This window comes from Parasphingomonas zepuensis, from assembly GCF_036663735.1.
GTDB lineage: Bacteria > Pseudomonadota > Alphaproteobacteria > Sphingomonadales > Sphingomonadaceae > Sphingomonas.
In genome coordinates this window covers 911,799-938,099 of record NZ_JAXOJO010000001.1, presented here as the reverse complement: position 1 = coordinate 938,099, position 26,301 = coordinate 911,799, and the positions used below count along the sequence as shown (strand labels likewise).

At 66.2% G+C, this 26,301-nt stretch carries 25 protein-coding genes and 1 tRNA gene; 8 read left to right on the top strand and 18 right to left on the bottom strand.

Annotation, left to right across the window (positions count from 1 at the left end):
- Positions 1-6 precede the first annotated feature (6 nt).
- From U1769_RS04515 to U1769_RS04490, 6 genes are all read right to left on the bottom strand, one after another.
- Positions 7-1,059 (bottom strand): sugar phosphate isomerase/epimerase family protein, encoded by a 1,053-nt coding sequence (locus U1769_RS04515; RefSeq protein WP_332712538.1) that lies wholly within the window; start codon positions 1,057-1,059, stop codon positions 7-9.
- Positions 1,056-2,207 carry a Gfo/Idh/MocA family protein gene (locus U1769_RS04510; protein WP_332712533.1) on the bottom strand — a complete coding sequence of 384 codons (1,152 nt, stop codon included), beginning with the start codon at positions 2,205-2,207 and terminating at the stop codon, positions 1,056-1,058. The genes U1769_RS04515 and U1769_RS04510 overlap by 4 nt, the downstream gene beginning before the upstream one ends.
- On the bottom strand, positions 2,207-3,103 hold the full coding sequence (locus U1769_RS04505) for a sugar phosphate isomerase/epimerase family protein (protein WP_332712531.1): 897 nt from the start codon (positions 3,101-3,103) through the stop codon (positions 2,207-2,209). The genes U1769_RS04510 and U1769_RS04505 overlap by 1 nt, the downstream gene beginning before the upstream one ends.
- Before the next feature lie 317 nt (positions 3,104-3,420).
- A complete protein-coding gene (locus tag U1769_RS04500) occupies positions 3,421-4,023 on the bottom strand; it encodes an outer membrane protein (RefSeq protein WP_332712528.1) in 603 nt (200 codons plus the stop codon).
- A gap of 417 nt (positions 4,024-4,440) precedes the next feature.
- Positions 4,441-5,256 (bottom strand): response regulator, encoded by an 816-nt coding sequence (locus tag U1769_RS04495; RefSeq protein WP_332712525.1) that lies wholly within the window; start codon positions 5,254-5,256, stop codon positions 4,441-4,443.
- Entirely contained in the window at positions 5,253-9,275 is a 4,023-nt protein-coding gene (locus U1769_RS04490; protein ID WP_332712522.1) for a GAF domain-containing protein, read from the bottom strand. Before U1769_RS04490 ends, U1769_RS04495 begins: the two co-directional genes overlap by 4 nt.
- Before the next feature lie 162 nt (positions 9,276-9,437).
- On the opposite strand from U1769_RS04490, the gene U1769_RS04485 reads away from it, so the two are divergent.
- On the top strand, positions 9,438-10,115 hold the full coding sequence (locus U1769_RS04485; protein WP_332712519.1) for a LysR family substrate-binding domain-containing protein: 678 nt from the start codon (positions 9,438-9,440) through the stop codon (positions 10,113-10,115).
- Between the two features lie 9 nt (positions 10,116-10,124).
- Here U1769_RS04485 and U1769_RS04480 read toward each other — a convergent pair.
- Positions 10,125-10,200 (bottom strand) — tRNA-Lys (locus U1769_RS04480).
- Positions 10,201-10,216: 16 nt separating this feature from the next.
- Positions 10,217-10,702: a 2-amino-4-hydroxy-6-hydroxymethyldihydropteridine diphosphokinase gene (gene folK, locus U1769_RS04475; RefSeq protein WP_332712516.1), complete on the bottom strand. Its 486-nt coding sequence runs from the start codon at positions 10,700-10,702 to the stop codon at positions 10,217-10,219.
- Between the two features lie 23 nt (positions 10,703-10,725).
- On the opposite strand from folK, the gene U1769_RS04470 reads away from it, so the two are divergent.
- Entirely contained in the window at positions 10,726-11,382 is a 657-nt protein-coding gene (locus U1769_RS04470) for a uracil-DNA glycosylase (RefSeq protein ID WP_332712513.1), read from the top strand.
- Here the strand turns inward: U1769_RS04470 and U1769_RS04465 are convergent.
- The 4 genes from U1769_RS04465 to U1769_RS04450 form a co-directional block, all read right to left on the bottom strand.
- Complete coding sequence (locus U1769_RS04465) at positions 11,379-11,651, bottom strand: hypothetical protein (protein WP_332712511.1); 273 nt, start codon at positions 11,649-11,651, stop codon at positions 11,379-11,381. The two genes, U1769_RS04470 and U1769_RS04465, sit on opposite strands and share 4 nt — an antisense overlap.
- A gap of 62 nt (positions 11,652-11,713) precedes the next feature.
- Positions 11,714-12,562, bottom strand: coding sequence for an N-carbamoylputrescine amidase (gene aguB, locus U1769_RS04460; protein WP_332712508.1), 849 nt, complete (start codon positions 12,560-12,562; stop codon positions 11,714-11,716).
- Positions 12,563-12,746: 184 nt separating this feature from the next.
- Positions 12,747-13,718: an agmatine deiminase family protein gene (locus U1769_RS04455; protein WP_332712505.1), complete on the bottom strand. Its 972-nt coding sequence runs from the start codon at positions 13,716-13,718 to the stop codon at positions 12,747-12,749.
- Between the two features lies 1 nt (position 13,719).
- Positions 13,720-15,348: a M28 family peptidase gene (locus U1769_RS04450; RefSeq protein ID WP_443030172.1), complete on the bottom strand. Its 1,629-nt coding sequence runs from the start codon at positions 15,346-15,348 to the stop codon at positions 13,720-13,722.
- Positions 15,349-15,474: 126 nt separating this feature from the next.
- Between U1769_RS04450 and U1769_RS04445 the strand changes: the two genes are divergently transcribed.
- Positions 15,475-17,487, top strand: coding sequence for an alpha/beta hydrolase family protein (locus tag U1769_RS04445; protein WP_332712503.1), 2,013 nt, complete (start codon positions 15,475-15,477; stop codon positions 17,485-17,487).
- Positions 17,488-17,544: 57 nt separating this feature from the next.
- Here U1769_RS04445 and rpsD read toward each other — a convergent pair whose 3' ends face one another.
- The 6 genes from rpsD to rpiB form a co-directional block, all read right to left on the bottom strand.
- On the bottom strand, positions 17,545-18,159 hold the full coding sequence (rpsD, locus tag U1769_RS04440; RefSeq protein ID WP_272623438.1) for a 30S ribosomal protein S4: 615 nt from the start codon (positions 18,157-18,159) through the stop codon (positions 17,545-17,547).
- 171 nt (positions 18,160-18,330) lie between these two features.
- On the bottom strand, positions 18,331-18,582 hold the full coding sequence (locus U1769_RS04435) for a hypothetical protein (RefSeq protein WP_332712488.1): 252 nt from the start codon (positions 18,580-18,582) through the stop codon (positions 18,331-18,333).
- Between the two features lie 127 nt (positions 18,583-18,709).
- Entirely contained in the window at positions 18,710-19,468 is a 759-nt protein-coding gene (locus tag U1769_RS04430) for an RNA methyltransferase (RefSeq protein ID WP_332712485.1), read from the bottom strand.
- On the bottom strand, positions 19,465-19,926 hold the full coding sequence (gene nrdR, locus U1769_RS04425) for a transcriptional regulator NrdR (RefSeq protein WP_332712482.1): 462 nt from the start codon (positions 19,924-19,926) through the stop codon (positions 19,465-19,467). Before nrdR ends, U1769_RS04430 begins: the two co-directional genes overlap by 4 nt.
- 1 nt (position 19,927) lies before the next feature.
- Complete coding sequence (gene glyA / locus U1769_RS04420) at positions 19,928-21,244, bottom strand: serine hydroxymethyltransferase (RefSeq protein ID WP_332712479.1); 1,317 nt, start codon at positions 21,242-21,244, stop codon at positions 19,928-19,930.
- Positions 21,241-21,693 (bottom strand): ribose 5-phosphate isomerase B, encoded by a 453-nt coding sequence (gene rpiB / locus U1769_RS04415; RefSeq protein WP_332712476.1) that lies wholly within the window; start codon positions 21,691-21,693, stop codon positions 21,241-21,243. Before rpiB ends, glyA begins: the two co-directional genes overlap by 4 nt.
- Before the next feature lie 160 nt (positions 21,694-21,853).
- Between rpiB and U1769_RS04410 the strand changes: the two genes are divergently transcribed.
- From U1769_RS04410 to U1769_RS04390, 5 genes are all read left to right on the top strand, one after another.
- Positions 21,854-22,435 (top strand): sigma-70 family RNA polymerase sigma factor, encoded by a 582-nt coding sequence (locus tag U1769_RS04410; RefSeq protein ID WP_332712473.1) that lies wholly within the window; start codon positions 21,854-21,856, stop codon positions 22,433-22,435.
- On the top strand, positions 22,432-23,172 hold the full coding sequence (locus U1769_RS04405; protein WP_332712470.1) for an anti-sigma factor: 741 nt from the start codon (positions 22,432-22,434) through the stop codon (positions 23,170-23,172). The genes U1769_RS04410 and U1769_RS04405 overlap by 4 nt, the downstream gene beginning before the upstream one ends.
- Before the next feature lie 292 nt (positions 23,173-23,464).
- Positions 23,465-24,700 (top strand): BtaA family protein, encoded by a 1,236-nt coding sequence (locus tag U1769_RS04400; protein WP_332712467.1) that lies wholly within the window; start codon positions 23,465-23,467, stop codon positions 24,698-24,700.
- Between the two features lies 1 nt (position 24,701).
- Positions 24,702-25,355 carry a class I SAM-dependent methyltransferase gene (locus U1769_RS04395; protein ID WP_332712464.1) on the top strand — a complete coding sequence of 218 codons (654 nt, stop codon included), beginning with the start codon at positions 24,702-24,704 and terminating at the stop codon, positions 25,353-25,355.
- A 430-nt stretch (positions 25,356-25,785) separates the two neighbouring features.
- A complete protein-coding gene (locus U1769_RS04390) occupies positions 25,786-26,241 on the top strand; it encodes a hypothetical protein (RefSeq protein ID WP_332712461.1) in 456 nt (151 codons plus the stop codon).
- Positions 26,242-26,301 lie beyond the last annotated feature (60 nt).

Genomic DNA, 26,301 nt, shown 5'->3' with positions numbered 1-26,301 from the left:
GAGCCTTTAGCCGCGTTCCAGCCCCAGAATCCGCCGGTTGCGCGCGGCATCCGGTGCGGTGCCGGCGAAATCGTCGAAGGCGCGGTCGGCCTTGCGAATCATGTGCGCGGCGATGAACGGTGCGCCTTCCGCCGCGCCCTGTTCGGGGTGCTTGAAGCAGCATTCCCATTCGAGCACTGCCCAGCCGGCATAATCATATTTGGTGAAGGCGGAGAAGATCGCGCCGAAATCGATCTGGCCATCGCCCAGCGAGCGGAAGCGACCCGGTCGATCGGCCCAGTCGGCATAACCGCCATAGACGCCGGCGCGTCCGTTCGGGCGGAACTCGGCATCCTTCACATGGAACATGCGGATGCGGTCGTGATACAGGTCGATGAAGTCGACATAGTCGAGCTGCTGCAGCACGAAATGACTGGGATCGTAGAGGATGTTGGCGCGGGAATGATTGCCCACCGCCGCCAGGAACCGTTCCCAGCTGATCCCGTCATGCAGGTCCTCGCCCGGATGGATTTCGTAACAGGCATCGACGCCATTCTCTTCGAACACATCGAGCAGCGGCAGCCAGCGCTTCGCCAGCTCCTTGAATCCCTCTTCGACCAGCCCGGCGGGGCGTTGCGGCCAGGGATACAGGGTGTGCCACAGCAGTGCGCCGGAGAAGGTGGCGTGCGCGTTCAGCCCGAGCCGTCGGCTCGCGCGGGCGGCCATGCGGACCTGTTCCTTGGCCCATTCGGTCCGATCGGCCGGCTTGCCGTGAACCTCGGGCGGCGCGAAGGCGTCGAACAGCTCGTCATAAGCGGGGTGGACCGCGACGAGCTGGCCCTGAAGATGAGTCGACAGCTCGGTGATCGCGACACCGGCCTCGGCACAGGTGCCGGCGATCTCGTCGCAATAATCCTGGCTTTCGGCGGCGCGCTTCAGGTCGATCAGCCTGGCATCCCAGGTCGGAATCTGCACCCCGACATAGCCGAGATCGGCGGCCCATTTCGCGATCGAGGCGAGGCTGTTGAACGGTGCCGCGTCGCCGGCGAACTGCGCCAGGAAGATGGCGGGCCCCTTCATGAATCGTCTCCTTGCAGATCGGTCCAGGTGCCGCCGCCCGCGCTGCTGTCGTGCGCGGCCTGGATGAAGCGCATGCCAGCCACGCCGTCGGCGAGACTGGCGTAGCAGGGTGCGGCGGGCGCGTCGCCGCGCACGGCCGCCGCGAAATCGCGATAGATGTTGGCGAAGGCCTCCAGATAGCCCTCGGGATGTCCTGACGGGATGCGCGTGACGCGCATTGCCGCCTCGCCCAGATAGGAGCGATCGGCGCCGGGGGTCCAGATCTCCTCCGGCCCGGCACGCCGCGCGACACGGAGATGGTTGGGATGCTCCTGGTGCCAGTGGATGCCGGCATTTTCGCACCAGACCGAGATTTCCAGGCCATTGGCATCGCCGGCGCAGATCTGGCTGGCGACCAGCGTGCCGCGTCCGCCGCCGCTGAGATGGAACATCGCCGCGCCGTCATCGTCGAGCAGGCGTCCGGGCACCGCGGCCCGCAGCTCGGCCGAAAGGCGGCTCATCCGTTCGCCGGTGATATATTCGACAAGGTTGAAGGCATGAGTGCCGATATCGCCGAACGCGCCGGCGAGGCCCGAGCGCGCCGGATCGATCCGCCATTCGGCCTGCTTGCCGACGGCATCGCCGGCGTCGGCCAACCAGCCCTGCGTATAGCGCACCGCGACCCGCCGGACCGCGCCGAGATCACCGGCAGCGACAAGAGCACGCGCCTGGCGCACCATCGGATAACCGAGATAGGTGTGCGTGACGCCGACCAGCCCGCCGGTGCGGTCGGCCGCGGCCTGGAAGGCGAGCGCTGCTTCGAGCGTGTCGGTCAGCGGCTTGTCGGTGAGGACGGGGAAGCCTGCCTCGAGCGCGGCGATGGCGGCCGGCGCATGGACATGGTTGGGCGTGACGATCGCGACGAACTCGATGCGGTCGGCCGGCGGTAACGCGAGCTCGCCCTCGAGGAGCGCACGGTAGCTGGCATAGCTGCGGTCGGGCCCTAGGCCCGCCGCCAGACCGGAGCGCCTGGCGCGATCCGGGTCGCTGCTCAGCGCGCCGGCGACCAGCCGGCAATTGCCCGCAATGGCCGCCGCCGTGCGGTGGACCGGGCCGATGAACGCGCCTTCGCCGCCCCCGATCATCGCATAACGAACCGGTTCCCCCATCAGACGGTCACCGTGTGGAGATAGGCAAGGCTTTCGGCGATCGCTTCGAGCGGCGGCTGGACCCAGGGCGGCTCCTGCTCGACGAACCAGCTCTTGATCGGCGCGGCCCTGGCGGCGGCGAAGACCGCCGGCCAGTCAATGCTGCCCTTGCCGACCGGAACCGTGGTCAGATCCTCGGCGATCCTGCCGACGGCACGTTCCCTGGTCGCGATGTCCTTCACGTGCAGCAGCTCGATGCGCGCGCCATGTTCCTTCAGGACATGCGCGGGGTCATAGCCGGCCGCCGCGACCCAGCCGAGATCGAGCTCGAACGCCACGAGCGCCGGGTCGGTCTTGTCGAGCAGCTCGTGGAACGCCAGTTTGCCGTCATAAGCGACGAATTCGGCCGGGTGATTGTGATAGGCGAAGCGCATGCCCAGCGCCCTGGCACGCGCGCCGACCTGGTTCATGCGCGCGGCGTTGCGGTGCCAGTCGTCGAGCGTCATCGCCTCGGCGACGGCGCGCACCCAGGGGCGGTTCGGATCGAGCGGCCTGGTCGAGGCAGGAGACGACGCGACGAAATAGCGGACGCCCGCATCCCGCGCGGCGGAGAGCTTGGTCTCGAATTCGTCCATCAGGTCGCGCATCGAATAATGGCAGGCAAAACAATCGAGGCCCGCGGTGGTGATGCCCTTGCGGAAATCGGCTGGCGACAGGCCAGCCCACCCGGCCGCTTCGACGCGCTGATAGCCGATCGCTCTGACTGCCCTCAGCGTGCCGGCAAAATCCTTCGCCAGCTCTTCCTTGACCGCCCATAGCTGAAGGCCGGGCGGCAGGGCGAGCGGCGACGAGCGCTGCTGGGCGATGCCGCGGACGGGCAGCAGGGCCGTGGCGGTGGCAGCGCCGGCGACGGCCATAAAAGTGCGACGATCGAGCATCGGTCCCTCCAGCACGGGAGCCGCGGACTAGCGCCGCTTTCGCCTCATGTTGGGCGCTCCCATCCTATATGATTGCCCGGGAGCGGCGCCGATGCAAGCGCGCATGACGGATAACCCATCCGACCCACGCATGCGCCGGGGAATGCCTTCAGACGGTCACGTTCCACACCCCGATCATGACGATGAGGGGAAAGCTGGCCAGAAGGAGCGGAAGAATCTGTTTCACGGATATTCTCCTGTGGGCTCGGGGCAGCGCCGGGTGACGGCGCCGCCCCTTCGTGGATGGATGGAGGGGCTCAGAACCGGTAACCTGCGCCGACCAGCAGCTGGTGGCGCGACACGTCGCTGTCGTAACCGGTGAAGCGGTACTCGGCCTTGGCGTAGAGATGGTCGCCCAGCATCTGCTCGACGCCGGCGCCGAGGCGATAGCCCTCTTCTTCGTCGCGCAGATGGCTGACGGTGTTGCCAGTGGTGCCGCCAAGGGTGGTCCGCAGGCGGAACTCGCTATTGGCATAGCCGGCCTTGACGTACAGCAGGGTGCTCGGCGCGACCTTGGCGCCGAGACGGAGCGAGATGTCGATGTCGCGGCCGGTGGTCAGCCTGAAGCTCGTCGTACCGATCTGCGCCTCGGCGCTGCCCGACACCTGCCAGCCGATACCCGCTTCGGCGCCGATCGTGATGGTCGGGCCGAGCGGCAGATCATAGCCGATCGCACCGCCGACCCGAAGGCCGTCCACCTTGTTGGGGGTCGCGGCGATGCCGTCATCGGCGTGAGTCGAATCGTAACCGAAAGTCGCTTCCACACGCGCACCGGTGAAGCTGCGCGAATCGTCCTGCGCATGGGCAGGATTGGCCACGAACACTGCGGCGGAAGCGAGAAGGAAGAAGGTAGCACGCATTATAGTCATTCCTTGAACGTGGGCCCGGTCGTCTCGCCGGGGCATTCCGGGCCGTGATTGGCCACCGGGAGAGCGCCGCTAACGGGAACGGCGGCGAAATGAACCCGCCTCGCGACCGGCGCGACGAAGCTGCGCCGGAGCCGCGAAAAGATCCGACGAAGTCGCTGAGAGTGGACATTGCGGGATCGGGGTGCATGGCCCACAAAGCAAATCGGCCACCCGGACCAGAGTCCGGATGACCGATGCTGCGCCGCCAGTGAGGGGCAAAGACGGGCGAGGTGTGCCACCGTCGCCGGGGGGGATGGCGGGACGACACGCAGTCCTTCTGCCCGATTCGCCACGGATTGTCCGTCACGGTGCGACGGACGTGCGACGAACATGCCGCGATGCACAAAAACGCTACATCGGCGGGCGGCCTCAGGCCTTCAGGCGGTGCCGCACCTCGCCCCAGTGACGGGGACCGACGCGCACCACCGCACCGGATCGCAGCTCGAGCACCATATGCCGCCCGATCGCGCTGATCCGCAGGACCGATCCGGGGCGGACAAAGGCGGAGCGATGGACCCGGATCATCTGTGCCGGATCAAGCCCCTGTTCGAGCGCGCCCATGGTGATGCGGATCATGTGGCTGCGTTCGGGCGTGTGGAGCAAGGCGTAATCCTTGGCTGCCTCGATCCACTCGATCGTGTCGACCGGCACGCGGATCTCGCCGCGCGAGGTGGGGATCCAGAATTCCTCCTGATAGCCGCGCGGCGCAGCAGCGTCCTGCTCTACCACCTCTTCCTGGGCCGCATCGGCTGGCTCGGCGGCCGCTTCCGCCTGAGCGGCGCCGAGCCGGCGCAGCACCGAGCGGATGCGCGCGAGCAGCTCGCGCGGCTCGAACGGCTTCATGATGTAATCGTCGGCACCGAGCTCGAGCCCGACGACGCGGTCGATCACGTCACGCCGCGCGGTGAGCATGACGATGCCGATATGGGCGTTCATCGCCCGCAGCCGGCGCGCGATGCTGAACCCGTCCTCGTCGGGCATGGTCACGTCGAGCACCACCAGCGTCGGTAGGCCGCGCGCGAGGATGACGTCGAGATCCGCGCCGCCGCCGGCTTCCTCGACCTCCATGCCCTGCTCGCGCAGATAGGCGGCGACCGGCTCGCGCAGGTCTTCCTCGTCATCCACCACGACGATGCGCGGGACGAGTTGCGGAGCCGAGGATGGGAGCGTGGCGAGGGAGGTCATGCGAGATCCATCTGCTTGAGGAAGCGGTGCACCGCATCGGGCATGAAAGGCTTTTCGAGCACCGGGCGCTTCACGTCCTCGAGGAAGCGCGCGGCGGCGACGCCAAGTGTGTCGCCGGTGGCGAAGGCGACGCGGTCGACGAGGTCGGGGCGTTCGGCCGCGATCCAGGCATAGAGCTGCGGGCCGTCCATGCCCGGCATGCGCAGATCGCTGATGACCAGGTCGTAATGGCCCTGGACCAGCCGCGCCTGGGCCGCCGCTCCGCCGACCGCGATGTCGCAGTCGAAACCCTCGATCGACAGAAAGTCGGCGAGCGATTCGGCGATCTCCTGCTCGTCATCGACGACCAGCGCCTTGCGGGCCGGCGCCTCGACGATGATGGTGGGCTCGATTTCAGCCGCGGGAAGCGCGGGTTCGGCATCGATCGGCAGCGTCAGGCGGAAGCAGGCGCCGCGCGGGGTGGGGACGAGTTCGAGCTTCCCGCCATGCGCCTCGGCCAGGCCTTGGGAGAAGGACAGGCCGACGCCGGTGCCCTGGCCCTGCGGCTTGGTGGTGAAGAACGGCTCGAAGATCCGGCGCCGTGCTTCCTCGGGAATGCCCGGTCCATTGTCGGCGACGTCGAGGATGACGGTGCCGGGATCGCTGCCGATCGCGGTACGCACGATCAGCGCGCGATCGGGTACGCCCGCCTCGACCAGCGCCTGCTGGGCGTTGACGATCAGGTTGATGATGATCTGGTGGAGCTGGTCCGAATCCGCCGAGATGTTCGGCAGCGCGGGCGCAAGATCGCGGGCGGCGGCGATGCCGTCGTTCCGCAGGCCATATTCGGCCAGGTCATAGGCGGCGTTGGCGACGGCATTGAGATCGACCGGCTCGCGCTCCGGGCGCTTCTGCCGCGCCATCGCCAGGAAGGTCTGCACGATCCGCGCGCAACGATCGGCCGCGCGGCGGATCTTCTGCGCGCGCTCGGCCAGCTCGCCGCCGCGCGACTGGCGTTCCATCATCACCGCCTGGGCGACGACGATCGACAAGGGGTTGTTGAGTTCATGGCTGACCCCGGCGAGCAGCGAGCCGAGCGCCGACAGCTTCTCGGTCTGGTAGAGCGCCTCGCGCGATCGGGCGAGGGCCGCCTCGGCGCGCTTGCGTTCGGTAAGGTCGAGCGTGAAACCCCCGGTTCGCGCGACGCCCGCACCGGTGATCGGGAACACCATGGACAGGACATGGGCGTCCTCGCGCATTCCATCGAGCGCGATCTCGGCGCTGGCGACCTGCCCGGCCTGTCCGAGCCGCTCGAGCCGGTCGAGCTCCTGCGCGATGGCGGGCGGGTAGATCTCGTCCGAATGCATCCCGTGCAGTTCCTCCGGGCTGCGGCCCAGCGCCTTGGCGAATTCGGGATTGACCCGGACGTAGCGCGCCTCGCCATTTTTGAGGTGCATCGCGACCGGCGCATTCTCCAGAAAGGCGGAAAGCTGCGCTTCGCTTTCGGCGAGGCGCTCCTCCGAATGGGCGCGTTCCAGCACCGCCAGCGTACGATCCGCCAGATCGCGCACCAGGTCCACTTCGCTGTCGGTCCACAGCCTGGGCGCGCCCTGCTGCACGGACAGCACCGCGACGATCGCGCCCGCGCGCATCATCGGCAGGGTCAGCACCGCGGCGATACCGAGCGATTCGAACAACGGACGGTTCTTCTCGTCGAAGCGCGGATCGGTCGCCACGTCGTTCACCCGCACCGGCGCGCCGCTCATGTGCGCCGCTGCCAGCCGCGTGCCGAGCGCGGCCGAAGGGTAGCGCTGGTTGACGATGCTTGGCAGGCCGGTGGTCCATTCCTGCAGCACGCAGAGCGTGGTCCCGTCATCGTCGGTCTCGGCGAAGTTGGTGCGCATCGCGCCGAGATGTTCCCCGAGGGCCGCCAGCGTGTGCGCCAGGATATCGCGGGCGCTGGTCTGCTGGCGGATCCGGTCGTTCCAGGCGAGCAGGAACGCCTGGTTGCGCTCGCGTTCCTGCAGGGCCGCCTGGGCATAGGCGCGTTCGAGCGCCACCCAGGTCCGTTCGGCGATGTCGCGCATCAGCTGGATTTCGCCGTCGCGCCACCGGCGGGGCGCATTGTGCTGCACCGACAGGGCCGAGCGCATCAGGCCGCCCTGGACCAGCGGAACGCTGACAAAGGCGTGAATCTCGGCTTTCCGATAGCGCTCGATCACCGCGGGTTCGAGGCGGGGATCCATGGCGACATCCTCGTAGCGAATGATTTCGCCGGCGGTCCAGTCGCGATCGACCGCGGCACCGACGCTTTCGAGCAGGAAGTTGTTGCCGCGGATCGAGGAAACGCCATTGCGCCACTCGCCCGTCACGGTGAACATCCGGCCGGTCGGATCGCATTCGGCATAAGTGGTGCGCGCGGCCGCGAGGTGGCGGCCGAGCCATTCGAGCGTCGTCGCCATGATCGCGTCGGGCGAGGTCTCGCCCCGCACTGCGTCGCTCCAGTCGATCAGGAACGCCTGATGCTGCTCCCGTTCGAGCAATTCGGCTTCCGCCCGGGCGCGCTCCAGCATCACCCAGACGCGCTCGGCGACATCGCGGACCAGCTGGATCTCGCTGTCGCGCCACCGGCGCGCGACACGACTCTGCACCGACAACGCTGACCGGACCTTGTCGTTCTCGATCAGCGGGATGCTGACAAAGGCCTGGATCTGGACGTCGGCATAGGCCGGCACGCGTTCCTGTTCGATGCGCGGATCGGCGGTGATGTCGTCATAGCGGATGATCGTGCCCGCTTCCCATTCGCGTTCGACGGTCTCGCCGACATCGTCGAGCGAGAAGCTCGTGCCGGCGATGCTGACCACGTCGTGGCACCACTCGCCGAGGATCGCGAAGACGCGGCCTTCGTCGTCGGTTTCCGAAAAAGTCGCACGGGTGACGCCGAGATGGCGGCCCAGTGCTTCGAGCGTTGTCGCCATGATGGCGTCGGGCGAGGCCTGCCCGCGCACCAGATCGCTCCAGGCGAGCAGGAACGCCTGGTTGCGCTCGCGCTCCTGGAGTTCGGCCTCGGCACGGGCGCGCGAAAGATTGGCCCAGAGACGTTCGGCCAGTTCCTCGCACAGCTCGATCTCGTCGCTGCTCCATTGTCGCGGCGCGGTATCGAGCACGGCGAGCATGGCGACCGGCCTGCCTTCCTTGACGATCGGTACGTTGATGCTCGCGCGTACGCCCATCAGATTGGCGGCGCGCCGCTCCGGAATATTGGGATTTCCGGTCAGCGCGTGATTGTCCTCGATGATCAGGCTCTCGTCCCAGGCATAGCGTTCGGCGAGGCTGGCGAAGGCATGGTTAAGCCCGTAACGCGCGGCCGAACCGGCCTGCGGCAGGCCGTCGGCGGCATGGAACACGTCGAGCATTTCCGCACTGCCATTGGCGGTTTCGCCATAGAGCATGTGCGGAATGCCGAGATGTTCAGCGAGGATGCGCGACAGGGCAGCCAGGATCTCGACGCGCGAGGTCAGGTCGCGCGACTGGTCGTGAAAGCTTCGCAGCACCGTCTGCCGGCGATCATGCGCCTGTTTGTCGCTGAAATCGATCTGAACGCCGCACCAGCGCACCACCCGGCCGCTCGCGTCGCGGATCGGCACTGCCTTGCTCAGGAACGGACGATAGCTGCCGTCCGGCTGTCGCATGCGCAGCACGATGGTGGAGGTCTCGCCTTCGTCCCACGCCTTTTTCCAGGATGCCAGGGCCAGCGGCAGATCCTCGGGGTGGCAGATCTCGCTCGGGTCGCCGCGTTCGGCGCTGGTGCCGCCGAACAACTCCCGCCACTGGCGGTTGGCCCAGCGCAGCACGCCGAATTCGTCGCCGATCCAGCACAGGCCGGGCAGGTTTTCCGCGAGCATGCGGAATTGCTCTTCGCTCTCGCGCAATGCGGCGATGGCGTGCAAATGCCCTGAGGCGTCTGATGTCGCCCCCGATATCGCCCTGTCGACCGAATCATATTCGGGAATGATGTCTAAGCCGGTCCGATCCTGCATGCCTTGCCTTACCCCTCTGTGCCGCATTCTAGCGCCACTTCGGGCTTTTGCAGAAGGGGCGGGGGTGCAGGCTGGTCGCGGCCGTCGTCGGCTTCGTCGCAGCTTCGTCGCATTCGTCGCAAGTCATGGCCGCTAAGCTGCTGGATCGCGCAGGATTAAGCCATGGAACGCGTATCCGCCGAAACCGGCATGAACGAACGCAAAGGCGCGGATGCCTGGTCCCGAAACCTCGCGGTGGGATGCTTTGCGTCGATTTGCCGCGATCGGCTGGCGGACGACCTGCTGGTCTTTTCGCGCGCCTGCCCCGATGTCGACATCGGCGTGCACGAGATGCAGCGCGGTGCCCTGTTGCCGGCGCTGCGTACCGGCCATCTGGCGCTGGCGGTGCTACCAGGCAAGGCGGAGCCGGGCACGCATTCGATCGGCCTCTGGCACGATCGGGTGCTGGTCGCGATGGCGGCCGGGCATCGCCTCGCGGATCGGCCCGTCATCAGGCCGTCCGAGCTGCGCGACGAGATTTTCCTGACGTCGCAGCAGCAATTCGGCGCCGACATGCATCGTTTCCTGGCGCAGCGCATCCTGCCGCTGGGCCCGGCCCTGAACGCGACGATCTTCGATCTCGGCCCGCCGCATATCCTGGATCGTGTCGCGCAGGGCGACGGCATCGCCCTGATCAGTGGCAGCCACGAGGATCTTGTGCAGGATTCGATCGTGGTGCGGCCGGTGGATGCGCCGGGCGCGCTGTTCCCGGTGCGAGCTTATTGGACGGAGGATGCGCCGGGCGAGCCACTCGCCGGGCTGATCAGCAGCCTCGAGCAACGATCCACGCCGTTCGATTAGGGTAGCTGGTGGTGGGCCCGTCGGGATTCGAACCCGAGACCTACAGATTAAAAGTCCGTTGCTCTACCAACTGAGCTACGGGCCCCGACCAGGGACGCGCGTTACGAGCGGCGCGGGCGGCGGTCAACCGCACGCAGACGGATGGCGAGCTGACGCACGGTCAGGCCGGTCACCGGATCGCGCCACTCCGGCACCAGCCTCACCAATGGATCGAGCACGAAACGGCGGGAGCGGAACGCCCGGTGCGGCACGCTGAGCGTGGCGTCGCTCCACATGCCGCCTGACCACAGGATGATGTCGAGATCAACGACGCGTGCACCCCAGCGCCGGCCGGATCGGCGACCGAACGCACGCTCTACGGCTTTGAGGCGCGCAAGCAGTTCGGGCGGCGTTTCTGCCGAATCGAGGATCAGCGCTGCATTGGCGAAGCGGCGCGTGGAGGGGCCGATCGGTACGGTGGAGAAAATGGGCGATACCGCGAGGACCGGTTCGAGCGCCGCAATCACCGCGCGCAGCTCCGCCTCGGGCGGTCCATGGCGGCCAGGCCGGTTCGATCCGATTGCGATGGCGTATCTTGTTATGGGCACCCGGACGTGCCTAGCGTCCCGCGATGTTCTTCCCAAGCCCGATCCCCGAAACGGAGCCGTCGCGCGATTGCCCGCTCTGCCCGCGCCTTGTCGCCCATCGCGAACTCATGCGGGCGGAGCAACCGGACTGGTGGAACGCGCCGGTGCCGGCCTGGGGCGATCCCGGCGCGTGGCTGGTGATCCTCGGACTGGCGCCGGGCCGCAACGGGGCCAACCGCACCGGGCGGCCCTTTACCGGCGATGGTTCGGGTGCCTTGCTGTTCCGGACCCTGGGCAATTACGGTCTCGCAAGTGGAGCTTATGAAGGCCGCAGCGACGATTCGCTGGCCCTGCACGGCGCGATGATCCTCAACGCGGTGAAATGCCTGCCGCCGCACAACAAGCCAGTGCCGGAGGAGATACGCACGTGCCGCGGATTCCTGGAACGCCAGGTGGCGGCGCTGCCCAACGCGCGCGTGTTCGTCGCGCTGGGTCAGGTCGCGCATCAGTCGGCGGTGAAGATCCTGGGCGGGCGGTTGCCGAAATGCCGATTCGCGCATCTTGCGGAGCACCGCGTGCCCGATGGGCGCATGCTGATCGATAGCTACCACTGCTCGCGCTATAACCAGAATACGGGGCGACTGACCGACAAGATGTTCGACGCGGTGATCGCCCGCGCGCTGGAACTGAAGCTCGTCTAAAGGGCCAGCACGAGGACAGCGATCACCAGCGAGACGATGCCGGTCAGGAAGATGCGGTCTGCCCAGTCTTCCCAGCGATCGGTTTCGGGGGAGCGGATCGACAGGTAGGAAAGACCGCAACTCACGCTGAAGCAGACCGCGCTGAGCCAGGCCACTTCGTCAGCGACCGATTTCTGCGCCTGGTTGGTGATGTGCAGGCCGGCGATGATCAGCAGGGTGATACCGAGCAGGTTCGACGCGGCGTTGAGGATGTGCGTGGTCTTCTGCATCGCGCCCCCCTGCGCGCGCCAAGCTGAACTCAGGCGAAACGCGTTGGGGGAGCGCCGCGCCTTCAAATGTCCTGAGTCAGCCGCCCGTAAAGCTCGGGTCGGCGATCACGGAAGAAGCCGAAGGCGGCACGGTGGCGCTTCACCCGGTCGAGATCCAGCGTCGCCACCAGCACGCCGGTTTCGTCGGCGCCGAACTCGGCGATCAGATCGCCGCGCTCGTCGGTGATGAAGCTGTGGCCGTAGAAATGCTGGCCATGCTCGGTGCCGATGCGGTTGGCGGCGACCACCGGCACGACGTTCGATACCGCATGGCCGACCATCGCCCGGCGCCATAGCCGGCTGGTGTCGAGATCCGCGTCATGCGGCTCGCTGCCGATCGCGGTCGGATAGAATAATATTTCCGCGCCCATCAGCATCATCGCGCGTGCCGTCTCGGGATACCATTGATCCCAGCATACGCCGACCCCGAGCGTCGCCGATGGCCCCGGCCAGACCTTGAAGCCGGTATTGCCGGGGCGGAAATAGAATTTCTCTTCATAGCCCGGACCGTCGGGAATGTGGCTCTTGCGATAGACACCCATCACGCCGCCATCGGGACCGATCATCGCCAGGCTGTTGTAGTGATGTGGGCCGTCGGCCTCGAAGAAGCTGGTCGGGATGGTCACGCCGAGCTCGGCCGCGAGCTTCTGCATCGCCAGCACCGCCTTGTGTTCGCCGACGGGCTTCGCATTGGCGAACAGGCCTTCGTCTTCGACCCGGCAGAAATATTCGCCCTCGAACAATTCGGGCGGCAGGATCACCTGCGCGCCTTTCGACGCGGCCTCGCGGACCAGCTCGGAAACATGGGCGATGTTTGCGTCGATATCGCTCGAAAAGGCGAGCTGAAGCGCGGCGACGGTGATTTCGGTCATGCGGGAGCCTTTAGAGCATTTTTCGAATGGGTTTGATCCACCCTCTCCGTTCGCCCTGAGCTTGTCGAAGGGCTGTTCTTTCTTCTGTGGAAGAGAAGAGCAAGGCTTCGACAAGCTCAGCCCGAACGGGGAGGGATGATTCCAGCGAGCCGAGGTCGGCTCTAGCGCGTTTCGCGTGGCAAGTTTAGGCCGGAATCTGCTGGCTGATGCAGTGGAAGCTGCCGCCGCCGGTCAGGATCGCATCCGCGTGCAGACCGACGACCTGCCGGTCGGGAAACAGCGCCTGGATCGCCGCCACCGCCGCTGCGTCGTTCGCCGCGCCATATTGCGGCACGACCACGGCGGCGTTGCCGATATAGAAGTTCATATAGCTTGCCGGGATGATCTCTCCGTCGCGCAGCACGCGGCCGGGCGAGGGGAGGCGGACGATCTCGACCGCATAGCGCGACGCCTCGCGCGCGGCGCCCTGATAGACCGGCCGGTTGGGATCGTCGTCGGCAGGCTCGGGGATGGCGAGCTTTCCCGGCGCGACGAAGCGGGCGAGATTATCGACATGGCCATCGGTATGATCGTGCATCAGGCCGTTCCCGAGCCAGATCACTTCGGAATAGCCGAGATCCTCCGCCAGCCGCGCCTCGATATCGGCGCGCGACAGGGCCGGGTTGCGATTGGGGTTGAGCAGGCATTGTTCGGTGGTGACGACCAGCCCGGTGCCGTCGCCGTCGATCGCGCCGCCCTCGAGGATCCAGTCGCAGCTTTCCGTCCCGATGTCCCGGCGTCCGGCGAGGCGCAGGCCGATATCGTCGTCGCCGGGCAGATCATATTTCCCGCCCCACCCGTTGAAGCGGAAATCGCGCGCATGGCCGTCGCCGGTGACGATCGCCGCGGTATCGCGCAGCCAGATGTCGCCGAACGGCTCGATCACCACCTGCGCGGTATCCCCGGCAAGCGCCCTGGCGGCCTCGGCGGATTCCTCATTGGCAGCGACGAGCAGAACAAGCTCGCCCTTGCCGTCGGCGTGGACGGCGCGCGCAAAGGCGGCAACTTCCTCGCGCGCCGGCTCGAGATCGTCCTCCCAGAGTTCGGGATGGCTGGGAAAGCCGATCCAGACGGCCTGGTGCGGCGCCCATTCGGCGGGCGGGGTAATCCTGGTCATGTTACTTGGTCTCCGCGCGACTCTTGTCGCGGACCGCGCGAAATTCGGCGGTCGGATACCAGTTAGGCCAGGAATTGCCGTCCGCAAGGGTGCGGCCCATGGTGTAATAGAGCGACACGTCCTGCAGCGCGGCGCCCCAATCCCAGGCAGGATCATATTCGTCCTGCGGCCGATGATAGCGATTGGTGTTGTAGTCGTCCGCCGCCGCCTTGCCGGCAGCCGGGCCGCCGACCACGAGATCCTCGCCGGCGCTGCCGTCGAACATCGGTACGCCGAGCTTGGCGAAGCTGAAATGGTCCGACCGGTAATAATAGCCGCGCTCGGGCGAAGGCTCGGGCGCGATGCGGCGGCCCTGCGCTGCGACCATCGGCTTGACCATGTCCTCGAGCTCGGACTTGCCGGCCCCGGCGATCACGAAATCGCGGGTCTTCGGATAAATCTTCAGTGCGTCCATATTGACCCCGCCGACCGTCTTGCCGAGCGGATAGACCGGGTTCTCGGCGTAGAATTTGGAACCGAGCAAGCCCGATTCCTCCGCCGTGACGGCAAGGAACACCTGCGAGCGCCGTGCCGCGCCCTTCTTCGCATTGGCTTCGGCAAGGGCGACCAGCGCGGCGACACCCGAGGCATTGTCGACTGCGCCGTTGCAGATATCGTCGCCGTCGATCGCGTCGCAACGGCCGAGATGATCCCAATGCGCCGAATAGAGGACGACCTCGTCAGGCCGCTCGGTGCCGGGCAACACGCCGATCACGTTCTTCGAGGCCTGGCGGCGGATCGTGTTGGTCCAGCCGACATTCGCCTTCACACCGAGCGGCACTGCCTTGAAGCCCTTGACCTTCGCCGCCGCGGAAAGTGCCGCGAAATCCTTGCCTGCGCTGGCGAACAGGGCTTCGGCCGCCGGCTTCTGAATCCATCCGATCGCCTTCGATTGGTCCATATGATCGCCGGGCGTGTCCTGCTGAAGCTGCGGGCCCGTCCAGCTCGACTGCACCACGCCCCAGCCATAGGCGGCGGGCTCGGTATCGTGGACGATGATCGCCGCCGCCGCGCCCTGCCGGGCGGCTTCCTCATATTTATAGGTCCAGCGGCCATAATAGGTCATGGCGCGGCCGCCGAAATCGCCGTCGAGCGCCATGGTCTGCCAGTCGGGATCGTTGATCAGGATGACGACCGTCTTCCCCTTCACGTCGATCCCGGCATAGTCGTTCCAGCCGCGCTCCGGCGCATTGACGCCGTAGCCGACGAAGACGACGTCGCTGTCCTTGATCTCCGCCTTCGGCACGACCTGATAGGTCGCGATCACCATGTCGGTGCGATAGGCCAGGCTGAGCGGCGTCTTGCCCCCGGTGAAGGTAAGCGGCGAGACGTTCTGGCCGGTGATCTCGACCAGCGGCACCTCCTGGAACCAGCTGCCGTTGTTGCCGGGCTTCAGGCCGGCCGCCTTGAAGCGCTCGACGATATAGGCAGTGGTCTTGTCTTCGGCCGGTGTTGCTGGCGCACGGCCTTCGAACGCGTCGGAAGAGAGCGTCTTCGTCACGTCCTTGAGCGTCTGGAGCGGGATATCGGACGGATCGGGTGAAGCGGCGACAAGAACCATCGCGGCGGACAACAGGAACAGGGCGCGCATCATGGCTCCTCGGCATTTCGCTATGGCGCGCGTTCTGACAGCGTGGGGTGAGTGGCGCAAGCACCGCCCAACAACAACCGAAATGGAGCAGATAATCCGGTTGCCCGCCCCCGATTCGCCGGTAGGATGCGGCGCAAGAGCTTGAATTCGGGGGGTGAAGCTGGTGAGAATCTGGAGAATAGCCGCGGCGTTGAGCGTGGCGAGCTTACCGGTACCGGCGATGGCCGCGCCCAACGAGGCCGCCACGAATTCGGCGCGCGCGAGGGTGTTCGGCAGATCAGCCTCTCGCCCGACGGCAACAGCATTGCCATCATCCAGCCGGCCAAGGAGCGCGGTGCGGCGCTGTTTGTCGTCAATATCGCGACCGGCGCGTCGAAGCTGATCCTCACCTCATCGGGCGACCCCGATCGGCTGAGCTATTGCCGGTGGTCGACCAACAGCCGGCTGGTATGCGGCATCTACATGATTCTCCCCACCGGCACCGAGGACCTGGGCTTTACCCGGCTCGTCGGGATCGACGCCGACGGCAAGAACCTCAAGGTCGTCAGTGCCCGCGATTCAGTCAACGCTGTGGGATTCACCAATTACGGCGGCAGCGTGATCGATTGGACCGGCACGGGTTCCGAGGGCACCGTGCTGATGACGCGCGTTTATGTCCCGGAACGGACGACCGGCACTCATGTGGCCAGCACGCGCGATGGCTTCGGCGTGGATAGCGTCGACACGGTTAGCCTGAAGCGCAGCACGGTTGAGAATCCCAAGCTGGGCGCGGTCGAATATATTGCCGACGGTCATGGTACGGTCCGGATCATGGGAACGCGGACGAAAACGAGCGCTGGCTATGATCGGGACAAGATCACCTATTATTACCGCAAGGCGGACAGCCGCGAGTGGTTGCCGCTCAGCACGGTGACGGGCAGCGGGGGGCTGGAGTCCGGCTTCAATCCCCTTGCGGTGGATCGCGATCGCAATGTCGTGTTTGGCTTCGACGACAATGGCGGCCATGTCGCGCTGTTCTCGATCGCGCTCGATGGCAGCCTGAAGCGCGAACGGGTGTTGGCGAAACCTGGCACCGACATAGACGATCTGGTGAGGATCGGCCGGCAGCAGCGGGTCGTCGGCGCCAGCTATGCCACCGAGCGGCGTGAGGTCGAGTTCTTTGATCCAGCACTCAAGAAACTCTCCGCATCGCTGTCCAAAGCGATCCCGGGTCTGCCGCTTGTCAGCTTTCTCGACGCGAGCGCCGACGAGAGCAAGTTGCTGATGTTCGCCGGCAGCGATGTGGATCCAGGGCGCTATTATCTGTTCGACAAGGCGACGCGGAATCTGGGCGAGCTTCTCCCCGTGCGGCCGCAACTCGCCGGCGTCACGCTGGCGACGGTCAAGCCGGTTACCTTCCCCGCCGCGGACGGAACGCAGATTCCAGGGTATCTGACGCTGCCTCCGGGGAGTGACGGCAAGAATCTTCCGTCGATCGTCATGCCGCACGGCGGACCCGGCTCCCGCGACGAATGGGGCTTTGACTGGCTGTCGCAATATTTCGCCAATCGCGGTTATGCCGTGCTCCAGCCCAATTTCCGGGGATCGACCGGCTATGGTGCCACCTGGTTTCAGGAGAACGGCTTCAAATCCTGGCGAACCGCGATCGGCGACGTCAATGACGGCGGGCGCTGGCTGGTTCAGCAGGGCATTGCCAATCCGGGCAGGCTCGGGATCGTTGGCTGGTCTTATGGCGGCTATGCGGCGCTGCAATCGGCAGTGCTCGATCCCAACCTGTTCAAGGCGATCGTCGCGGTTGCGCCGGTGACGGACCTGGAGACGCTGCGGACGGAATCGCTGAACTTCAGCAACTACAAGATCGTCGACGCCTTTATCGGGCACGGTCCGCACGTCCGCCAGGGATCGCCGGCGCAGAATGTCGATCGCATCACGGCGCCGGTGCTGATGTTTCACGGCGACCGCGACCAGAATGTCGGCATCGGCGAATCGCGGATGATGGCGTCGCGGCTGAAATCGGCGGGCAAGCAGGTCGAACTGGTCGAGTTCCACGATCTCGACCATTCTCTCGAAGACAGCAGTGTACGCGCTGGCATGCTCGACAAGATGGATGCGTTCCTGCGCACATCGATGCGGATGTAACGAAAAAGGGCGGCCCCTCGCGGGACCGCCCTTATTTTCTGTCCGAAAACCGATCGATCAGCGCGAGTAGAACTCGACGACCAGATTCGGCTCCATCTTCACCGGATAGGGCACTTCGTCCAGAGTCGGCACGCGGGTGAAGGTCACCTTCGCGCTGCCGTCCGGCGCGACGTAATCGGGGATGTCGCGCTCGGCGAGGCTCTGCGCCTCCATCACCAGCGCCATTTCCTGCGCCTTGGAACCGAGCGTGATCTCCATGCCCGGGAACACGCGGCGCGACGCGATGTTGCACTTCACGCCGTTGACCTTGATGTGGCCGTGCGAAACGAGCTGGCGCGCAGCGAACACGGTCGGCGCGAACTTGGCGCGATACACGATCATGTCGAGCCGCTGCTCGAGCAGGCCGATCAGGTTCTGGCCGGTATCGCCCTTCATCCGCGCGGCTTCATGATAGCATGCCCGGAACTGCTTCTCGGTCACGTCGCCATAATAGCCCTTGAGCTTCTGCTTGGCGCGCAGCTGGATGCCGAAATCGGAAACCTTGCCCTTGCGGCGCTGGCCATGCTGGCCGGGGCCGTATTCGCGCTTGTTCACCGGGGACTTCGGCCGACCCCAGATGTTCTCGCCCATACGGCGATCGAGCTTGTACTTGGCGCTGGAGCGCTTCGACATGTAAATTACCTTTGCAAGTGCCAACAACAAGACCGGCGCCAGGGGCGCCGATCGATATCCGGTCATCGCTCTGCCGTGATCCTCAGATCGGGCAGGGTCGCCGCTTCACCGGAGTGCGGGACCTTTGCGAAGGGGCGCCCTCTTGCAGAAAGCACCACCGCGGTCAACCTGCTATTGATCGCTGGTGGCTGCCCGGCCCGCGCGCCGATCGGCATACCAGCGCGCCGATGCCTGGTTGGCGTCGTCGATGGCCTTCCACTCCGCCTTGGTATGGCATTCCGGTTTGGTGGCCATACGCGTTCCGGTGGTTTTGGCTCGACGGCAGATCTTCTTGTCCGGATCGGCCGAGTCGTCATCCTTCGCCAGGGCCGGAACGGACGACAGCATGAAACAGGTGAGCGCCAGCGCAGCAATGGCCCGCATGATTTTTTCCCTCGATATTCGAAAGGTTTCAACCTTTTCAGCGGACGAAACTATCGCCGTGCCCGGATGCTCGCAAGAGCATATGGAACGGGTTTCCGATCGAAACCGGATCGCCGGTCCGGCGGCGTCAGGATCCGCGCGGCGTCTTCGATCGCTTCGCGCCGGCCAGCGCCGACAGCACGCCGCGCATCGTCCTGACTTCCTGGCTCGACCAGCCCGGTTTGGTCAGCAGCGTGCGCAGCGTCCGCTTGGTCACCGGGGTCCGGTCGGGCGGGTAGAAGAAATGCGCCGCCTCGAGCATCGCGTCGAGCTGCAGGATCATGCCTTCCAGTTCCTCGTGCGGCGCCGGTTCGGGGAGCTCGGTTTCCGGCGGCGAGGCGAGCGCGAGGCGCTTCGACCATTCATAGGCGACCAGAATCACTGCCTGGGCCAGGTTGAGCGAGCCGAACTCGGCATTGATCGGCACGGTGATGATGGTGCGCGCGAGGGCGACATCGTCGGATTCGAGCCCGGAGCGTTCCGGGCCGAACAGGATCGCGGTGCGCCCCGCCGACGCATGGATCGCCGTCGCGGCTTCGTCGGGGGTCACGACCGGCTTGGTCACCCCGCGTTTGCGCACCGTCGTCGCATAGACGTGCGGACAATCGGCCACGGCCGCGGCGACGCTGTCGAACACCTGTGCCTGTTCGAGCACGATATCGGCGCCCGAGGCCGCTGGCCCCGCCGAGGGATTGGGCCAGCCGTCGCGCGGCGTCACGAGGCGCAGTTCGGTCAGGCCGAAATTGAGCATCGCCCGCGCCGCCTTGCCGATATTCTCGCCGAGTTGCGGGCGGACCAGGACGATGACGGGAAGGGGTGCGACGGAAAAGGGAGCGGCGGCGGTCACCCCTTGGCCACCTCGTTCACATTGCCGGCGAATTCCTCGAAATCCTTGGCCTCGCGGAAATCCTTGTAGACGCTCGCGAAGCGGATGTACGCGACCGAATCGAGGACCTTGAGCCCGTCCATCACCATTTCGCCGATGCGCTTCGAGGGTATTTCATTCTCGCCCTGCGTTTCCAGCTGGCGCTGGATGCCCGAGACGAGCTTTTCGATCCGTACCGCGTCGATCGGCCGTTTGCGCGCCGCGATCGAGACCGAACGGAGCAGCTTCTCGCGATCGAACGGCTCGCGCTTGTCCTCGCTCTTCAGCACATAGAGCTCGCGCAGCTGGATGCGCTCGAACGTCGTGAAACGCGCCGCGCACCCCTCGCACTGCCGCCGGCGCCGGATCGCCGCGCCGTCTTCGGTCGGGCGGCTGTCCTTTACCTGGCTGTCTTCATGGCCGCAGAACGGACACCTCAAATCACACGCCTTCCGGATAGATCGGGAAGCGCGCGCACAGCGCCAGTACACGCTCGCGCACCGCCGCTTCCACCTGGGCGTCGCCCTGCTCGCCATTCTTGCGCAGGCCGTCGAGCACGTCGGCCACCATGTTGCCGATCTCGCGGAACTCGGCCGGCCCGAAGCCGCGCGTCGTGCCGGCGGGCGATCCGACGCGGATGCCGCTGGTCTTGGTCGGCGGCAGCGGATCGTTGGGGATGCCGTTCTTGTTGCAGGTGATGCCGGCCCGCTCGAGCGCTTCGTCGGCGTCCTTGCCGGTCACGCCCAGCGGGGAGAGATCGATCAGCGCGAGATGCGTGTCGGTGCCGCCCGAGACGACCTCGGCACCGCGCTCCTTGAGCGTCGCGGCAAGGATCTTGGCATTCTCGACGACCGCGGCGATGTAGCTCTTGTATCCGGGCTGCAGCGCCTCGCCGAACGCCACTGCCTTGGCGGCGATGACATGCATCAGCGGGCCGCCCTGCAGCCCCGGGAACACCGCCGAGTTGATCTTCTTGGCGATCGCCTCGTCATTGGTCAGGATCATGCCGCCGCGCGGACCGCGCAGCGTCTTGTGCGTGGTCGTCGTCACGACATGCGCGTGGGGCAGCGGCGACGGGTGCAGGCCGCCTGCCACGATGCCGGCGAAATGCGCCATATCGACCATGAAGATCGCGCCGACCTCGTCAGCGATCGCGCGGAACTTCGCGAAATCGATCTGGCGTGGATAGGCAGATCCGCCGGCGATGATCAGCTTCGGCTTGTGCTCGCGGGCAAGGCGCTCCACCTCGTCGAAATCGATCAGATGCGTCACCGGATCGACGCCGTACGCCACCGCGTTGAACCATTTGCCCGACATCGCTGCCTTGGCGCCGTGCGTCAGATGGCCGCCGGCATCGAGGCTGAGCCCCATGATCGTTTCGCCGGGCTTGACCAGCGCCAGCATCACCGCACCGTTCGCCTGAGCGCCGGAATGCGGCTGGACGTTGACGAAGCCACAGTCGAACAGCTGCTTTGCGCGCTCGATCGCCAGCGTCTCGACTTCGTCGGACGGCTCGCAGCCCTGATAATAGCGCTTGCCCGGATAGCCCTCGGCATATTTGTTGGTGAAGACAGATCCCTGCGCCTGCAGCACCGCTTTCGAAACGATGTTCTCGGACGCGATCAGTTCGATCTGGGTCTGCTCGCGCTTCAGCTCATGGCCGACGCCGCCGAACACCGCCGGATCCGCCTCGGCGAGGCCGCGGGTGAAGAAACCGTCTGGCTGGACGTCGTTGAGGGTGCGGGGATTGGAGCTCATGCGGGTTCCTTCGCGAAGCTGGGGGCGCCGAGCATCTCGACGCGCGGGGTGTGGCGGCCACCGGCGAAATCGGTGGTCAGGAAAGCGGAAACACAGGCTTTGGCCATGTCCTCGCCGGTCAGGCGGGCGCCCATGGCGAGGATGTTTGCGTCATTGTGCTCGCGGCACAGCGCCGCCGACAGCGGTTCGCCGACCAGCGCGCAGCGCGCGGCGGGGTGGCGGTTGACGGCAATCGAGATGCCGATGCCCGAGCCGCACAGCGCAATGCCGCGCTCGGCCTTGCCCGCCGCGATGTGCTCGGCCAGGGCGTAGCCATAGTCCGGATAGTCGACCCGCGCGTCCGAATGGGGGCCGAGATCGGCGACGTCGTGACCCTCGTCGCCAAGCCACGCGACCAGCATTTCCTTCAGCGCGAAGGCCGCATGATCGGATGCGATGGCGATGCGCATTTGGGCGCGCTCCTTGTTCGGCGAAAGCGGATGTGGCGGCCTTTACGCAAAGCCTGGCACAAACGCTACCCGGTTGGCGCTGCTTTATCGCCGAACCGGAACCATTCCGCGGGCGCGCGCGGGATTGCCGCTTACCCCGCACCGGGCTAGCCTTGCCACCGTGACCAATCCGACCGACGCCCTGCATCAGTCAGCGCTCGATGCGCGCTCGCGGCTCGTCGAGGCGCTGGTCCGCACGGGGCATGAGGATCGTTCGGCGTTCCGCGATCTCTATGCGCTCACCTCCGCTAAGCTGTTCGGCATCTGTTACCGTATCTGCGGCGAACGGCAGGCCGCGGAGGATGTCTTGCACGACGTGTATCTGACGATCTGGAAGCGCGCTGGCGCCTATGAGCCGCACCGCGCCAGCCCGATCACCTGGCTCGCCACGATCGCGCGCAACCGGGCGATCGACTGGCGCCGCGCGCAAAGCGTGCGCCGCTCGACGCCGATCGAGGATGCGCCGCCGCTTCTCGACGAGGCCCCGCTGGTCAGCGAGACGATGGTGGCCGACGAAACCGCGCACCAGCTCCATGGCTGTCTGGAAGGGCTCGAAGTCCGTCAGCGCGCCGCGATCCGCACCGCCTTTTTCGATGGCGTGACCTATGCCGAACTCGCCGAGCGGGAGGCGGTGCCGCTGGGCACGATGAAGAGCTGGGTGCGCCGCGGCCTCGCCAAGCTGAAAGAGTGCCTCGAGCGATGAGCGACGACACGCCCGACGACGCGCCGGACATGGCCGCGGCCGAGCTCGCGCTGTGGTTGCTCGAAGGCGAGGATCGCGCGCGCGCGTTGCGCCGCGTGCTGGCCGAACCCGGCTTCGCGCAGGAGGCCGATCGGTGGCGCGGCTATCTCGCGCAGCTGTTCGATCTCTGGCCCGCCATGCCGGCGCCGCCGGGCGTGCTGGACCGGGTCGAATGGTCGATCGACGGGCCCGCCGCCATGCCCGTCGCCATGCCGCCGCAACGGCGCTGGTTCTGGCCGGCCATGGCGGGTGTTTCGAGCGTCGCGGCGGCGGCGTTGCTGCTGTTCATCGTCCTGCGGCCGATCGATTACACGCCGGGCCCGGCCCGGCCCGGCGCGTCGGGCCCGATCGCCGCCGCGCCGGCGACGATGCTGGTCGCCTCGATCGATCCGGGCGCCAGGGGCGCGCCGGTCACTGCGGTCTACGATCCGGCCACGGGTGCTCTGCGGCTGACGGCCGCGGCGCTGGCCGATGCCGGCCGCAGTGCGGAACTATGGGTGATCGACGGCGCGGGCGTGCCGCATTCGCTCGGGTTGCTGCGGCCGGCGCAGCCATCGTCCTTCGTGGTCGACTCGGCCAATCGCGCCCGGCTTGCTGCAGGCGCGATACTCGCCGTGTCGCTGGAGCCGATCGGCGGTTCGCCGACGGGCCTGCCGACCGGCCCGGTAGTGGCGACGGGGCCGCTCTCGCGAGTCTGATGCCGGCCGGCGCGTGCCCGGCGACGGGTTCGTCCAAAATATTTTGCCGCGCGTGCGTCCGTTCGAGGGCGGCGCGCGTATTGCCCCTGTCTTTTCCGTCCCCACCGAAAAGGCGAGTGACTCAGGCGCCGGCACACCCCTCCCGTGCCGCGCCGCGCGTATCCGGACCTGCCGGCCCCCTTTCGCCGGCAGGTCCTTTTCATTTTGACGTTAGCCCGTCATGGAAGCGTCATCGGATTGTCCTAGCGGGGCATTGGCCTCGCCTGTCGCAGGTCCGCAGGGGAGCATGTCCATGGCCACCGTCGAGCGATCGTCCAGGAACCGTGCGGTGCAGGCCGCCGTGCATCGGCATGAGCAGCTGTCGAAACAGGGGCTGCTGGAACGCGCCTTCACCTTCGCCTTTCGCGGCCTGGTCTATGCGCAGATCTGGGAGGATCCGGCGGTCGACATGGAAGCGCTGGCGATCACGCCCGACAGCCATGTCGTCACCATCGCCTCGGGCGGGTGCAACGTGCTGTCCTATCTGACGGCCGATCCGCGCGCGATCACCGCGGTCGATCTCAACACAGCGCATATCGCGCTCAACAAGCTCAAGCTGGTCGCGGCACGGCGCCTGCCCGGATATGAGGCGTTCCACCGCTTCTTCGGCAACGCCAGCAGCCGGACCAACATCGCTGCCTATCGCACCTATGTGCGCCCGCATCTCGACGAGACGACGCGGCGTTACTGGGAGGGGCGCGACATGATCGGCCGCCGCCGCATCGGCGGCTTCGCGCACGGCGTGTACAAGCGTGGGCTGCTCGGCAATTTCATCAGCGTCGCCCATATCCTCGCCCGGCTGAACGGGCTTAATCCGAAGGTGCTGCTCAAGGCCAATTCGATCGAGGAACAGCGCGAGATCTTCGACCGCGAATTCGCGCCGATGTTCGACAAGGGGTTCATCCGCTGGCTGACCGATCAGCCGGCCTCGCTGTTCGGCCTCGGCATTCCGCCCGCGCAATATGAGGCGCTGGCGGGCGACGAGAAGATGGCGACGGTGCTGCGCGAGCGGCTCGAGAAGCTGGCCTGCGATTTCGACCTGAAGGACAATTATTTCGCCTGGCAGGCGTTCAACCGCGGCTATGGCGAGGGCCCGTCGGCGCCGCTGCCGCCCTATCTCCAGCGCAAGCATCATGAAGAGATCGTCGAGCGCGTCGACCGGATCGAGGTGCGCCACATCAACTTCACCGATTATGTGCGCAGCCGCGAAGATGCCTCGCTCGACCGTTATATCCTGCTCGACGCGCAGGACTGGATGACCGACGAGCAGCTGACCGATCTGTGGACCGAGATCACGCGGACGGCGAAGCCCGGCGCGCGCGTGCTGTTCCGCACCGCGGGCACGGCGACGATCCTGCCGGGCCGGGTGCCGGACGCGGTGCTCGGGCGCTGGGATTACCGGGCCGAGGACTCGCTGGATTATACGAAGCGGGATCGTTCCTCGATCTATGGCGGGGTGCATCTCTACGTGTTGAGCGACATCGCCTGACATGGATGCCGGCCATGCGGGGCATATGGACGCGATCTACCGGACGCAGCGCCATTTCTACGACCTGACCCGCAAATATTATCTGCTCGGCCGCGATCGGCTGATCCGCGGGCTGGCGCCCCCGCCGGGCGGCAGCGTGCTAGAAATCGGCTGCGGCACCGGGCGTAATCTGATCGTCGCGGCGAAAGCCTGGCCGAAGGCGCGCTTCTACGGGATCGATATCTCGGAGGCGATGCTGGAGACGGCGCGCAAGAACGTGGCCAGGGCGGGGCTGGCCGACAAGATCGTCTTCGCGCAGGGCGATGCGACGGCTTTCGATGCGCAGGCGTTGTTCGGCACGGCGCAGTTCGACCGGGTGTTCCAGAGCTATACCTTGTCGATGATCCCGGACTGGCAGGGCGCGCTCCGCGAAGGCGCGGCCAAGCTCGCGCCGGGCGGGCGGCTCGACATCGTCGATTTCGGCCAGCAGGAGGGGCTCCCCCGGGCGTTCCGTACGTTGCTGCTCGCCTGGCTGGCGAAATTCGATGTGTCGCCGCGCGCGGAAATGCGATCGGCGGTCCAGACCGCCGCTGCCGCGCAGGGGCTGAACGCCACCTTCCAGCCGCTATACCGCGGCTATGCCTGGTCCGCGGCGCTGAGCCGGGCCTCCGGTTGATCTTCAGCCGATCGATTCAAAGTCGCATCGGACCATGGCAGCGCCGGATCGGGCGGGGCGCAGTGCCGGCACCGCCCCGCTCTTTCTCAGCCTGAAGATTTTAGGAAAATCACGCGTGCCGTTTCCGGCGGTAGCAGGGGCGAGAACGCGCAATTCTCGCCCCTGTTTCCCCTGTTATTCGATAACAGGGAAAGCGCCTGCAAACCATTGGAAGGGCAGCGGAAATACGGGGAAAAATCCAACATAACAGCGGTAAAAAATTCCGTGGGAAGACCAGGGTAAATCGGCGCAGTTTGTTGGAAGCGGCGCGCCGATTGCCCGGATTGGACACACTTTCACCTGTCGTTACCCACGCCATTGTCGGACGCGAAAGCGGCCGGTGCGGACGGTAGGTTTCCCGTAAGATCGCAGACGGGGTAGAGGACGTAGAATGAGGAAATATCCCGACGGCGAAAGCGCCTGGTTGGCCACGGATCAGGATGGCTATATTGCCATTTTCTTGACCGCCGGCGAGGGGCCTGTTCCGGTTGTGGCGCTTGATCGTGAAGAACCGCTGATCGAAAATATCGAAGCGCTCGTAAGGGCGATGCCCAGGTCTTCGAACGCCCGCATGACTCAGGTCATCAATCACCGGACTCAGACCTTTCTTGCGCTCGCCTGGCGAGGTGTGTTCGTATTCGACTGGACCGATTTTACGCGATACCCGCGGGATCAGGTCCATGTGTATGAGCGGGTCACCCGACCTTTGACGCCCGTCGGGCCTGCCGGTCTCCCGCTACCGCTGGCACTGGCCGCGCGCGAACTGACCTTCGTGGACGTCCGTTTCAGTCGGGCCAGGTCGGTCGACATACGGGCCAGCATGGAGACAGTGACACCCGTCCGGTAAAAGACAGCCAACGCTATTCGCGGAGCTGCGCGTCACCTGCCATCGGCCCCCATCCGCCTG